This window comes from Natronobeatus ordinarius (genome assembly GCF_024362485.1).
Lineage (GTDB): Archaea > Halobacteriota > Halobacteria > Halobacteriales > Natrialbaceae > Natronobeatus > Natronobeatus ordinarius.
This window is the reverse complement of sequence record NZ_CP101456.1, coordinates 2,183,757-2,197,160: the sequence shown is the minus strand read 5'-3', so window position 1 is coordinate 2,197,160 and position 13,404 is coordinate 2,183,757. Positions and strand designations below refer to the sequence as shown.

Genomic DNA, 13,404 nt, shown 5'->3' with positions numbered 1-13,404 from the left:
GTCACGTCCGAGCCCCCGCCACGTCGCGATCACCGGCCACGTGGTCGTCGGCTCGAAAGCGTGCAGGGACGTCCTCGAGTCCATCACCGACGACGTGCTCGCCGTCTCGATCGGAACCGAACAGGATATTGGCCGGCTGGCGAGGTGGTGGGGGTGTGACGACGCAGAAACGACGAGGGGGTACGACCTGACCGTCGACCTCGAGTCGGCGCCGTCGCGGGTCGTCGTCCGGCAAGCCAGGGACTCGAGCGAGCCGATCGAGACGCCGTGGAAAGCGGACTGATTCTCGCCTGCCACTCTTCAGGGGATCTCACCGGCACCGGCTCGAGCCGGACGCGTTGCTCGATCACACCGACAGGTAGCGGGTCAGAATCGGGTGGGAGCAACCGGAAAGAACGCCGTCGGCGGCGATCGGGTCACGAGTCGTCCGTTCATCCCGACTGTTGTGAGCCGGTACCGATGCAACCACGAACCGTCTTACGGCTGTGTCGGCACCCAGTCACAACAGCCGGTATCAGGCCGTGCTCGAATCGATGCCGTCGATCTGGACGAAGCCGTACTCGCAGTCGGTGCAGTGCCACTTCACTTTCTCGCCGAGGTGAACCGTCGTACTCGCAGCGCGGTAGAACGTCTCGGAGCCACACTCCGGGCAGGTTCGCTCGAGTTCGAGAGCCATGGGCGTAGTCGGTTGTGGGTCGTGTTTAACGTACTGATTTTGGCGGATGGGTGAGACGGATGTCGTCGGAGCCCGATCATATACACCCAATATCGATATATCAATTGGGCTGGTGGCGAGAGGCAGCGTACCGGGGTGTCGCCGAACGAACTCCCCTCGAGCGGGTGACCGCGAACGCACCGCTGGAACGGCCTCGATACCGTCATCGGCTGCTGGCGCTGGGCCGCACGAGAAATCGGGCCGAAGTGGGCGACGAACTGGCCAGTAGGCACGGGATAGCGAGTTGCTCGCGTTCACCCCGGAGTGGGCGGCTGTAAGGGCAGGTCTCCCACTCGAGTGGGGACGGGACTTGGGGAACGTCGAGGCTCGAGGGAAGCGTGGGGCCCGATGGGAGAACATCGGGGCTCGATGGCGTTCTGATCCGAGTAGCGCCAGGGCAGCCGTAGACGCTGCCTTCTCGAGGTATACGTAGAGAATAACAAATTCCACCCGTAGACGATCATCTCGATCAGTACATGAGAGTCGATAGTTCATCGGATCGGGTGGGTAGCGCCGACGGGCCAGTATGAGACGGGCTGCCCTGAACGTCCTCCTCGCGATCGGCTTTCTCGCCATCGCGGGGGCGATCGTCGTGGCCCATCGTTCACCACCGGTCGGCTACGAGGCCTCGATCTACGCCGGAACGCCGACGGGAACGTGGATCGGGCTCGCAGTCGCCTTTGCCATCGCGATTCCAGTCACGCTTCTCCACCGGGGACGCGATCAGGCGTTCGGGATCGCGCTCGGTGGGACGGCTGTCACGACGATCGTGAGCATTCCCGTGATTCGAAACTATCGGTTCATCGGGATGGGCGACGCGTTGACGCATCTCGGCTGGGTGCGCGACTTCGTCGACGGGGACATGCTCCCCCACCAGCTCTTCTATCCCGGCGTCCACAGCATCGCGACTGTCTTCCACCTCGTCGGCGGGGTGTCGCTCGAGCGGGCCGTACTCTTTACGATCGTCTTCGTCTTCGTTCCGTTCGTCATCTTCGTGCCGCTGGTGGTACGCGACCTGAGCGGGAGCGCAGCCGCCGTCGGGTTCGCGGCGATCGTCTCGTGGTTCGTCCTCCCGATCAACAACGTCGCGACGCACATGGGCGCGCACACGAACTCGAACGCGCTGTTTTTCGTTCCCGTCGTCCTCTTCGCGCTGGTCGCGTACGCCAGACGACGCGGCGGGGCCGAGGTGTTGCCCCTCGGCGTCTCGCCGTTTGGTGCCCTGTTGGTGCTCACCGGTGTCGGGCTCCTGTTCGTCCACCCACAGCAGATGGTCAACGTCGTCATCGTTCTCGCGGCAGTGGCGTTCGTTCAGTACGTCGCCCGCCGCCGACTCGAGGACCATCCGATGCTCGAGCATCCGACGGTGTACGCTCACACGGCCGTTCTCGGCGGCTTCTTCGTCGTCTGGTCGCTCAGCAACGAACGGTTCCGTCGGGCAGGGAGCGGGCTGATCTACGGACTGCTCACCCAGGAGATCGGCGGTGGTGGCGAGGTCGACCAGCGCGGGGCCTCGCTCGCCGAGATCGGCGGGAGCCTGAGCGAGCTGTTCGCGAAGATGTTCCTCGTGAGTGCGCTCGTCGGCCTCGTCGTCGGGCTGTTCGTCCTCGCGACGTGGCTCGGATTGACTCGAGTCGATCGCGAGACGAAGTCGTTCGTCACCTACTTCGGGATCGCGCTGTTCCCGCTGGGAGCGATGTTTCTGGTCTACTTCTTCGGGACGGGAACGATGGCGTTCAGGCAGGTCGGGTTCATCTTCGTGGTTCTCACGGTCCTTTCGGGAGTCGCGCTCGCTCACTTCTTCGGCTGGCTCTCGAGGGGGATCACCACGCCCGGCGCGAGCACCCTCGCTGCCGTCCTCCTCGGGGCCTGTCTGGTGCTCGCCGCATTGACGATCTTCTCCTCGCCGTTTATCTACAATCCCACACAGCACGTCACCGACCAGCAGATGAGCGGCTACGAGTCGGCGCTCACCCACGGTGACGATCGGCTGTACGCCGGCTTCGGCTTCGGCGTCAACCGGTACGGCGACGCGATTCACGGCACCGAAGGGACCGAACGGGGCAACTACTACGGCGCTGGCGACGGCGTCGTCAACGTCACCGAGTTCGAGGCCGGCAACTACGGCGGTGCGTACGGCGGAGAGGACTACTACTTCACGGTCAGCGCGTTCGACGAGACGCGTGAGTTCGAGATCTATCGCGGACTCCACCACAGCGAGTCCGCCCTCGCCGGGGTCGAGTCCGACCCGAACGCGAACAAGGTCATCTCGAACGACGAGTTTCGGATGTACGCCGTCTCGTCCGAGGGGTGAGAGTGACGTCAATGATGGACTGCCTTACACGGCGAAGTAGACGCATAACAATGGCCGAAACCACTGTGAAAACTGATACGAACTCATGCCTGCCCTCGACGACCTCCGCGTGCTGGATCTGACGCGCGTCCTCGGCGGACCGTACTGTACGATGTTGCTCGCCGACCTCGGTGCAGACGTCGTCAAGATCGAGCCACCGGGTGGTGACTTCGTCCGCGACACCCCACCGTTCCACCAGGACGACGACAGCTTCGGCGGCTACTTCCAGAGCGTTAACCGGGGTAAACGCAGCCTCGAGCTCGACTTCACCGACGAAGCCGATCGCGCCGACTTCCTCTCGCTCGTCGAGGAAGCTGACGTCGTCGTAGAGAACTACCGCGTCGGAACGATGGAGAAGTTCGACCTCGAGTACGAACGCCTCGCCGCGATCAATCCGCAGCTCGTCTACGCGTCGATGCGTGGCTTCGGCGATCCACGGACCGGTCCGAGCCCGAAGCAACACGAGCCAGCGTTCGACCTCGTCGCCCAGGCGCTCGGCGGCGTCATGCACCTCACCGGCCAGGAAGACAGCCCACCAACGAAAGTCGGCTTCGGGGTCGGCGACATCTTTACGGGAACCTTACACGCGGTTAACATTCTTGCCGCGTTGCACTACCGCGAACGAACCGGCGTCGGCCAGTACGTCGACACGGCGATGTACGACGCGATGGTCAGCCTCGCCGAGCGAACCGTCTACCAGTACTCCTACACTGGTGAGGTGCCCAAGCGCCAGGGGAACTCCCACCCGACACTCTATCCGTACAACGCCTACGAAGCGACCGATGGCTACGTCGTCATCGCCGCCCTCGGTGACCGTCACTGGCACGCGCTCTGTGAGGCGATGGACAGACCCGGGTGGATCGTCGAATATCCGAGCGCACAGGACCGCCTCGAGAGCCGCGACGAGCTTCACGCCGAGATCACCGCCTGGGTCGCCGAACGGACGGTCGACGACGTGACCGACACGCTGAGTCCCGCCGTTCCCTGTGGTCCCGTGCAGACGATCGAGGACATTTACGAGAGCGAACACATCCGCTGTCGGGAGATGCTCGTCGAAGCACCCCTCGCCAACGGTGAGGAGACGGTGACGATCGCCGGGACGCCGATCAAGATGACCAAGACCCCACCCCGGCCGAACGGTCGTGCGCCGTTGCTCGACGAGCACCGCGACGAACTGCTCGACGACCCGGAGGATCCGATCGAGCGGATAAGAATGGACGGGCGCTCGTCTCACGTCGGGCTCTCAGACGGTGGTTCGAACGACGACTGACGGTGATACGTATGGCCACCGATCACACACAGTCCAACGGCGGTGACGCGACGGCCGAGCGACGAGCCCGGACACGAGACGGCGACACCCACGACGCCGCTGAGTCCGGCGAGCGAGACCGTGAACAGAACGCCGAAACGAGAGCCGATCCATACGAGATCCGCCCGTACGAGCCGGACGACCGGGAGGATTTCCTCGAGCTCTACGACCTCGTCCTCGGCGAGCGCGACGACGGCTGGTTCCGCTGGAAGTACGAGGAGAATCCCTACACCGACCACGTCCCGATGACCGTCGCAGTCACAGACGACAGGGTCGTCGGCACGAAGCCGTGTTTCGCCCTCGAGTTGCGTGCCGGGAACCAAACTGTCCGTGGCTATCAGCCGGCAGACGTGATGGTCCACCCCGATCACCGGCGCCGAGGACTCTACTCTCGGACGACCGAGTTGCTGAAAACCCACTACCGGGATCGCGATCCGTCGCTCTTTTTCAACTTCCCCAACCCGGCGACGCTCTCGGGAAGTCTCAAGCACGGCTGGCAGGTCGTCGAGGAAGTGCCGACGTTCTACCGCGTCCAGCGGCCCGATGCCCTGGTCGACGATGGGCGGCTCTCGCGGTTCGCGAGGATGGCCCGTCCTCTCGCACGTGGGTACCTTCGCGCGCGTGATCTAACTATTTTGTCTGAAGCGCTCACCGTCGACTGGTACGACGACGTTCCCGTCGAGCCGTTCGTCGAGCTGTACGAACGGGCAGTCCCGTCGACGTTCCACGCTCACCGCGACGAGACGTTCTACCAGTGGCGCTTCCGGAACCCCCAGTGGGAGTACGAATCGTACGTCGCCCGTCGACACGGCGACGCGATCGCCGGCGTCGTCGTGGGGACGCGTGACCGGGATGGAACGGATCAGGTGTGTCTCACCGACGTCGTGCCGCTCGAGTCAGCCCCGGATCGAGAGGCAGGGCTGATCGCGATCTTGAAACGGGTGCTCGCCGATCGGCGCGACGCGGACCTCGTCGCCGCGAGCGGACGGGCGATCCCGCCATCGCTCCTTCGTCGGTTCGGTTTCCACGCCGACGACTCGCTTCCCCTCTCGGCGCTGACGGTGCCGACGACGCAGGTGGCGTACCCGATCGCCGACGACGGCGGTCACGAGTGGACCGTCGCCGGACGTGCGATCACCGATCCGACGAATTGGACCGTTACGTTCGCCGAACAGGACACGTTATAACACCCAGGTCGGCTCTGTTTCGTGCCTCGGTCAGCCGCCGTCGCGTCGCTGTCCGGCGGTAATACTGAACTACTCCTTACAACGACCGCTTTGTATCCACGTGAACCGGACGATCTGGATTCGACGAGAGTAGTTCGTTCGTGTACGCTTTCTCAATGAACCTGCCACGATAGGAGATGTTAAATACAATCTCTGTAAATTTAACCCATACCAGCAAGGAAAAGTTTATGAGGAAAACACCGGGTTACTCGAATGCATGGCGCAGAAACCCCGCGCTAACGAGACCGCGATCGACTCGAACTCCCTCCGTAACACCGAGGTAACCCGTCGCTCGTACGTCCGCTCGCTCGCAGCGGTCGCCGCGGCGACGACCGGAGCCGCGATGGTCGGCTCGGCAGCGGCCGACGACGACTACGAGACGATCACGCTCTCGTCCGGCGAGGCTCGAACGATCAACGTCAGCGACGGCGAAACGTTCGAGAACAAGCTCATCGACGTCTCCGCAGACGGTGCCGGCGTGACCATCATCGCAGACGGCAGCGACTGGACGATTCGCAACATCGGCTTCCGCGGGCGACACAGCCTCGACGGACCGATCTTCGGCGTCGCCGACACCGGCGACGGCGAGAGTACGATCGAGAACGTTTACATGGGCGACGGCACCGACGCGCCGCGCCAGCAGCGTTACCCATCCCACGGCATCTGGGTAACCCCCCACCACTCGGGGCACCTCGAGATCGACGGCGTCTACGTCTACGACGCCAACGACAACGCGTTCTACGCCTCCGCACCGGGCTCGAACGGCAACGGCCAGCTCGGCTCGGTCCACATCAAAAACTGCTACGCGCGGGACAACTGGGTCTCGAGCTTCCGGCTCGCCCGCGGGCGGGTCGAGAACTGCGTCGCCGTCAACACGGACTCCGGCCGGAACGGCCGGCCGCTGTGGGTCTGGCCGACCGGTCGCCACGACGACGAAGTCGAAGTCGTCGACTGTCACTTCATCGCCGGTCCGTACGACTACGCGGCGGTGCTCGGCGCCGACTCCCCGGGCCGACCCGTCGACGTCTACATGGAGAACGTCCAGACCGACGGGACGATCCACGAGAACTCCAACGACCTCACCCTCCGCGACGGTGGCGACAACGGCAACGACGCCCGCCACTTCGTCCCCGAGGGCTGCCCCGAGAGCCCCGAGGAAGCCGCAGGCGGAGCCGACTGATCACCCACGGCTCTCGCCCGCGACTCCGCTGACGATTCGGCCCTTCAACCGCTGACGACCTGACCCTTCATCCGCTGACGATTCGGCCCTCTCTTTCATCCGTCGACGCTTCGACTTCCTGCTGGCGCCCGACTCCCACTTCACACAGCGCCCGCTGACGACTCGACTTCGATTTCGTACTGACGTCCGCGTCCGCGAACTGACGATTGTGGGTTCTCGCGATCGCCTCCTCGCTCTCCGAGTCATCCCGTCGTTCCACCCGTTATGGAGATTTGCTGCCACCGTATTCCTGCGGGCGATCCGGCGTCAGTGCCGGCGGTCTGTCGCGACGTTCTCGCGTTCACCGTGAGTCGCGCGGCGTTACGCCGAACCGGCGGTAGCAACACGATCGTATCGACACCTCGAGACGTCTCCCGCTGGTCGACGGCCACCCGTTCAGTACTGTTACTCGAACGATAGGTAATATAGTATTACTGACGACAGTCACAGCACCCGGACATCACTAAGTACGCCAGTGTCCGAGTCAAAGTTGGTAAAACACGATTGAATCGATAGACTGCGCTGTGATGCAGTAGATAAATTCGTGAAGATACAGTAATGGTTCCGTGAACAACAAATAAGTAACTATTTACAGTCTGTAAATTTAACTGATCCGGGAAGGGAAATCTTTATGCGAGTATCCAGAAGTTACTCGAGTGCATGGCACGCGAACCTTCGGTACTGGAGGATGAAGTCGTCGGATCCGCGGACGATTCGACCGGTGATGGGAGTACGGACGGATTCTTACATCGGCGATCGTATCTGAAGCTGGCCGGTGCGGCGGCCGCCGTGAGTACTGGCACGGCAGTTGCAGCCACTGCGACAGCGGCGGAGTACGACGTGATCGAACTCGATCCTGGTGAACGGCGCGTCGTCCGCGTGAACTCCGGCGAAACGTTCGAAAACGTCCTGTTCGACGTCTCCGCGAACGGCGCCGGCGTCGCGATCACCGCACGCGGGACCAACTGGACGATCCGAAACATCGGCTTCCGCGGGCGACACAGCCTCGACGGACCGATCTTCGGCGTTGCCGACACCGGCGACGGCGAGAGTACGATCGAGAACGTCTACATGGGCGACGGCACCGACGCGCCGCGCCAGCAGCGCTACCCATCCCACGGTATCTGGGTCGCTCCCGACCACTCGGGACACCTCGAGATCGACGGCGTCTACGTCTACGACGCCAACGACAACGCGTTCTACGCCTCCGCACCGGGTTCGAACGGCAACGGTCGGCTCGGCTCGGTCCACATCAAAAACTGCTACGCGCGGGACAACTGGGTCTCGAGCTTCCGGCTCGCCCGCGGGCGGGTCGAGAACTGCGTCGCGGTGAATACGAGTTCGGGCCGGAACGGCCGGCCGCTGTGGGTCTGGCCGACGAATCGGCACAACGACGAAGTCGAAGTCGTCGACTGTCACTTCATCGCCGGCCCCTACCCCTACGCGGCCGTCCTCGGAGCGGCGTCTCGCTCACGGTCGGTGGACGTCTACATGGAGAACGTCCAGACGCGGGGGACGATCCAGCACAACTCCAACAACCTCAGTCTCCGTGACGGCGGCGGCAACGGCAACGACGCCCGCCACTTCGTCCCCGAGGGCTGCCCCGAGAGCCCTGAAGAAGCTGCGAGCGGCGCGGCGAGTACCGGCTCTGGCTCGTCCAGTGGAACTGTCGAACCCGAACCCGAAGCGGACGACGAGGACGAGTTCGAGCACGTCCTCCTCTTCGACGGCAACGACGAAGCCGTCACCCGCTACGAGTTCGTCGTCGACGGCGACGTCAGCCCGTCGAACTACCAGGGAGCGACGATCGACGACGGCGTCGTCGTCGAGGACGGCCACGCCTCCGGCGTCGTCGCGAACTGGAAGGACGCGTTCTACTTCAACGGCGACCTCGAGGAACTCACCGTCGACGGACCGGCGACGGTGTACCTCGACGACGAGGCGATCGACCCCGACGAGTACGGCGAGGAGTTGCCACACGTCCTCGAGGTCGAAGGTCAGGGTGAGGCCGCGAGTTTCGAGGTGACGGTCGACGGCGAGATCGCGTACGCTGGCGAGGGAGAATCCACTGACGAGGTGACGATCGTCTCCGGGACCACCGTCGAGAGTTCGATCACCGAGGGGAGCCAGGCGTTTCGCTTCTCCGGCGTGATCGCGAGCCTCACGATCACCGGCGAGGTGCGCGTGACGGTCGACGGCGAGGAGATCGACCCCGACGAGTACGGCGAGGAGTTGCTGCCACACGCGCTCGTCATCGACGGCACCGAGGCGTCGGGGCCGAGCACGTACTCGTTCCGCGTCGATGGTCGCGTCGCCAGACCGAACTTCGACGATCCGTCGGTCGACGAAAACGTCATCGAGGGGCGGGCTATTCGTGGAATCGTCTCGGACTGGCTCGAGGCGTACTGGTTCGACGGCGAACTCACCGACTGCACGGTGCTCGGCGATGCGAACGTGTACATCCAGTACAACGCTCGAGATCAGTAGCGGTCGACGTCGGACCGTGCTCCGGCATAGCCGATCGATTCGATGAACCCTGTGTCGAACGCGTCGGCTCTCGCGTGTGGTCTCGGTAGAAGATGGCTCCCGCGCCGGGAACAGGTTTGCTGGCACGCGAACTGCTCCGATACTGGAGACGGTCGTCGGGAGCCGTCTATCGCTACGTAGTCGATCCTAAAAAACCCTTCTCGACGCGTCGACGTCACTCGATCCGCGATAACTTTCCGTCGACCGCCTGCTGGCGGCGATGGTTGACGAACACGTGTGCGAGCGAGAGCGCGAGAAACGCACCGACGACGACGCCGGCGACGGCGCTCGTCGGAACGATCGTCAGCGGTGGCACCCCGAGGTACGCAGCCGTGACGACGGCAGCACCGACGACGCTCACGACTGCGTACCAGCGGTCCCACCGATCCGTCTGATGGGTGTCGGTGTCGAGGTACATCATCAGCAGATCGGCGTTGTCAGAGAGCTCGATCAACCCGCGATCCTGGTCGTACTCGATGATGCCAGCGTCGTCCATCTTGGGCAGGTGGGTCTGGTAGAGGGCGACGTACACCCGCTTTCGCTGGTCGGAACTCAGCGCGTTGACCGTCGTGTCGTTCTCCCAGGCGGCGATCTGTTCGGCGAGTTCACCGAGCGTCACTGTGCCGTCGGTCTCGAGCAAGTAAGTGAGTACTTCCCGCCGTCTACGGTTCTTCAGAAGCTCGAAGATTACGTCCTTGGAGAGCCGTCCATCGTCACCATCGTCGGTGACTGACGTAATCTCTTCTGGTAACGAGGTATCCATCGATGACATTAGTGAAGTGCCTCGTCGTAAAGAGTCGTTACGTGCGTAGCCACCGTCCGGTGGCTCGCTCGCTCGGGTTTCTCTCCCCACGACGGCGATCGATGTCGGTTCGAACGGTCGCTCGCAATCACGATTGACACACCACTTTCGAGGCCAACGTAGAAACTATTAAATACGGTCACTTTTCGCAACGGCTGCGAACACCGTACGGTGTGACTTCCTCGGTGCCACTCCTCGCCACGGACCACCCCTCGCGTCGGCTCCCTCGCCCGCAAATCGGCTCGAGTGGGCGATGACTCGAAGCGTCCCGGTACCGCACGCTTTCGGCTGCGTACCGAAGCCGTACGTGATGGACGTGGACGAGACATACTGGACGAGCGTGGTGTGTGTGGTGGGTCGACCGGGGGTACGGGATACGTTGTCGGATGCGGTACGTTCGACGGAGACGACATAAACATAGGTGACGGTTTGTCCGACCAAGCAACGTTTACAGACCGAACGACGGCATTTACCCCGGTAGCCGCCACACCAATGTTGACGGGTTATGCCACTCCGCCAGTGACGGGAGAGTGGGGTAGTCGAAGCTGGCAGGATCGGTGTACTGGGCCGACTCGACGGGTCGTCAGTGGAGCAGCCAGTCGTCGACCGAGCGGAACAGCGGTCGAACGACACAGAATCGGCCGTTCGTCGCGCGCCGCTTCAGCCCCCGACGGATCGGCGTAAGACTCCCTTTCTATCGAAACCATGTGAACCCCTTACAGTGGGTGGGCCGCTCGCTTACGTCACTGATGACGCAGTCGATCACCAACCGTACCAGAGACGAATCAGAGACGAGTGAGACCGGCCGGTGTCCCGACTGCGAGACCGACACGATCGTTCACGACCCCGATCGCGGTGAGCGGGTCTGTCGAGAGTGTGGACTCGTTCTCAGCGAAGATCCGATCGATTACGGCCCGGAGTGGCGAGCGTTCAACGCACGCGAGCACCAGGAACTCTCGCGCGTCGGCGCACCACTCACCCAGTCGATGCACGACCGCGGGCTAACGACGACCATCGACTGGCGAAACCGCGACGCGAACGGCCACTCGATGTCCGCCGACAAACACGGTCAGCTCCACCGACTGCGCGTCTGGCAAGAACGCATTCGAACCAAGAACGCCGGCGAGCGAAATCTGAAGTACGCGCTCTCGGAGATCGATCGCATGGTCAGCGCCCTCGGCGTTCCCCGCCCGGTCAAAGAGACGGCGAGCGTCATCTACCGCCAGGCGCTCGACCGTGATCTCATCCGCGGCCGATCGATCGAGGGCGTCGCTACGAGCGCGCTCTACACCGCCTGCCGAAAGGAGGGCATCCCCCGCAGCCTCGAGGAAGTCACCGCCGTCGCTCGCGTCGACCAGCGCGAGATCGGGCGCACCTACCGCTACATCGCGGACGAACTCGACATCAATTTAGAGCCGACAAATCCGCGCCAGTTCGTCCCGCGCTTCTGTTCGGAACTCGACGTGAGCAAGGACGTCGAGACGAAAGCGATCGAGATCATCGACGAGACGACCGAAGCCGGGCTCCACTCCGGCAAGTCGCCGACCGGCTACGCGGCCGCAGCGATCTACGCCGCTGGCCTCCTCTGTGACGAGACCGTCCCCCAGCGAGCGGTCGCCGACACCGCCCAGACGACCGTCGTCACCGTCAGAAACCGCTATCGCGAGCAGCTCGAGGCGATCGACCAGCCGGCCTGATCGATCGGCCTCGTACGAACCACTGTCGTCAGTTACGGCGCACTCGCGAACCGTCTCCGACCGCGCCAGCACCTCGGGACAGCAATCCGTCTCACATTATCGACCGTTCGTCTTCGGCGTAGACGTCCTCGTTGAGCAGCGCGTGGAGGTTGCTGTAGGGGACGAACGCGATGAACCGATCGTCGGAATCGTAGAGTTCTACCCCGTCGTCGGCGTGGTCGTACCGATCGCAGTGGATCTGTCCTTCCGGGAGGATCGCGCGAAACATGTCCGATCGTACGACGCCCAGGAGCATAGTGATTGGCTCGCTGTCACCGAGTCGTACCAGTTACCAGCGATGGGGCGTCGAGTCGGTCATCGAGACCTCCTCGAGCGGCTGGTCGCGCTCGTCCGGCTCTCGGGGCCCTCGGACCATGCCGATGCTCAGCGCCCGCGCGAGGTCAGAGCGCGTCACCATCCCGACGGCACCGCCGGCTTCGTCCATGACGAGCACCCGGTCGGCGCCGCTTCGCTGGAGCGTGATCATCGCGGGGACGAGCTCGTCGTCGACGTCGAGCGTCTCCGGGTCGGTTCGCATCACGTCCCGGACCAGCATCGCCTCGCGCTCGACGGACGCGACGTCCTGGACGTCCTCGAGGGTGACGATTCCGACGACGTGTCCGTCCTCGACCACCGGGAAGCCGGAGTGGCGTTCGCGAAACATCCGCTCGAGTAAGTCGCTCACCGTCTCTTCGGGACGAGCGGTCACCAGTTCGTTCGACGGGATCATCACGTCTGCGACCAGGAGGTCGCCGACGGCGGCCTCGAGGGCGGTCTGGCGTGCCTCACCGGCGGCGGCGATGTAGACGAAGAAGGCGATCGCGATCAGGACGAAGTTGAGCGCGAGCAGGCCGAAGAGGCCGAGGGCGATGGCGAACAGCTGGCCGACGCGGGCCGCCTGCTGGGTCGCGGCCGCGTAGGGACGGTTCCGGGCGAGCAGCGACCGAAGGACGCGTCCGCCGTCGAGGGGAAACGCCGGCAGCATGTTGAACGCCGCGAGGAAGACGTTCATCACCGCGAGGTAGGCGACGACGAAGCGAATACCGCCGAACGCCGGCGGCACGGCGAACAGGAGGAGGTAGGAGCCGACGCCGATCGCGACGCTGACGACGGGTCCGGCGATCGCGATCACGAACTCGTGGCGCCAGTCTTTGGGCATCTCGGTGAACGAGGCGACCCCGCCGAGCAGCCAGAGAGTGATCGACTCGATTGGGACGTCGTATCGCATCGCCGCCACCGAGTGGCCCAGTTCGTGCAACAGGACGCTCACGAACAGCCCGATGGCCGCCGCGAGCCCGAGCACCCAGATCCACTCGGTGCCGGCGAACGCGTCGGGGTCGATGCCGGCGCCGATGACGAGATTGAGAATCTCCGCCAGCTCGACGAACTGCACCGCGATGACCCACGCGAACACCGGCAAGATCAAGAGGAACGTGACGTCCAGCTTGATCGGAATCCCGAGGATCGAGCCGATCCGGTAACTTCTGAACATACCGATTCTAGGCAGCCGATCGGTAA

General features: G+C 63.7%; 11 protein-coding genes. 7 read left to right on the top strand and 4 right to left on the bottom strand.

Annotation, left to right across the window (positions count from 1 at the left end; translation table 11 throughout):
- Positions 1–40 precede the first annotated feature (40 nt).
- Positions 41–283, top strand: a complete 243-nt coding sequence (locus tag NMQ09_RS11310) for a hypothetical protein (protein WP_255190687.1) — start codon at positions 41–43, stop codon at positions 281–283.
- Positions 284–514: 231 nt separating this feature from the next.
- On the opposite strand, the gene NMQ09_RS11305 is transcribed toward NMQ09_RS11310, so the two are convergent.
- Entirely contained in the window at positions 515–676 is a 162-nt protein-coding gene (locus tag NMQ09_RS11305; protein WP_255190686.1) for a DUF7838 family putative zinc beta-ribbon protein, read from the bottom strand.
- Positions 677–1,241: 565 nt separating this feature from the next.
- On the opposite strand from NMQ09_RS11305, the gene NMQ09_RS11300 reads away from it, so the two are divergent.
- The 5 genes from NMQ09_RS11300 (at position 1,242) to NMQ09_RS11280 (ending at position 9,309) form a co-directional block, all read left to right on the top strand.
- Positions 1,242–3,029, top strand: coding sequence for a hypothetical protein (locus tag NMQ09_RS11300; protein ID WP_255190685.1), 1,788 nt, complete (start codon positions 1,242–1,244; stop codon positions 3,027–3,029).
- Between the two features lie 85 nt (positions 3,030–3,114).
- Positions 3,115–4,338 (top strand): succinyl-CoA:mesaconate CoA-transferase, encoded by a 1,224-nt coding sequence (gene mct, locus NMQ09_RS11295; protein WP_255190684.1) that lies wholly within the window; start codon positions 3,115–3,117, stop codon positions 4,336–4,338.
- 11 nt (positions 4,339–4,349) lie between these two features.
- Complete coding sequence (locus NMQ09_RS11290; protein ID WP_255190683.1) at positions 4,350–5,564, top strand: GNAT family N-acetyltransferase; 1,215 nt, start codon at positions 4,350–4,352, stop codon at positions 5,562–5,564.
- Positions 5,565–5,820: 256 nt separating this feature from the next.
- A complete protein-coding gene (locus NMQ09_RS11285; protein WP_255190682.1) occupies positions 5,821–6,783 on the top strand; it encodes a hypothetical protein in 963 nt (320 codons plus the stop codon).
- 699 nt (positions 6,784–7,482) lie between these two features.
- Positions 7,483–9,309, top strand: coding sequence for a hypothetical protein (locus NMQ09_RS11280; RefSeq protein ID WP_255190681.1), 1,827 nt, complete (start codon positions 7,483–7,485; stop codon positions 9,307–9,309).
- A 214-nt stretch (positions 9,310–9,523) separates the two neighbouring features.
- Here NMQ09_RS11280 and NMQ09_RS11275 read toward each other — a convergent pair whose 3' ends face one another.
- A complete protein-coding gene (locus NMQ09_RS11275; protein ID WP_255190680.1) occupies positions 9,524–10,120 on the bottom strand; it encodes a DUF7344 domain-containing protein in 597 nt (198 codons plus the stop codon).
- Positions 10,121–10,899: 779 nt separating this feature from the next.
- Between NMQ09_RS11275 and NMQ09_RS11270 the strand changes: the two genes are divergently transcribed.
- Positions 10,900–11,847, top strand: coding sequence for a transcription initiation factor IIB (locus tag NMQ09_RS11270; protein WP_255190679.1), 948 nt, complete (start codon positions 10,900–10,902; stop codon positions 11,845–11,847).
- A 91-nt stretch (positions 11,848–11,938) separates the two neighbouring features.
- Here NMQ09_RS11270 and NMQ09_RS11265 read toward each other — a convergent pair whose 3' ends face one another.
- Both NMQ09_RS11265 and NMQ09_RS11260 read right to left on the bottom strand, forming a co-directional pair.
- Complete coding sequence (locus NMQ09_RS11265; RefSeq protein ID WP_255190678.1) at positions 11,939–12,115, bottom strand: hypothetical protein; 177 nt, start codon at positions 12,113–12,115, stop codon at positions 11,939–11,941.
- Between the two features lie 60 nt (positions 12,116–12,175).
- The gene (locus NMQ09_RS11260) at positions 12,176–13,378 is read right to left on the bottom strand and encodes a site-2 protease family protein (protein WP_255190677.1); all 1,203 of its coding nucleotides are present in this window, start codon (positions 13,376–13,378) and stop codon (positions 12,176–12,178) included.
- Between the last annotated feature and the right edge of the window lie 26 nt (positions 13,379–13,404).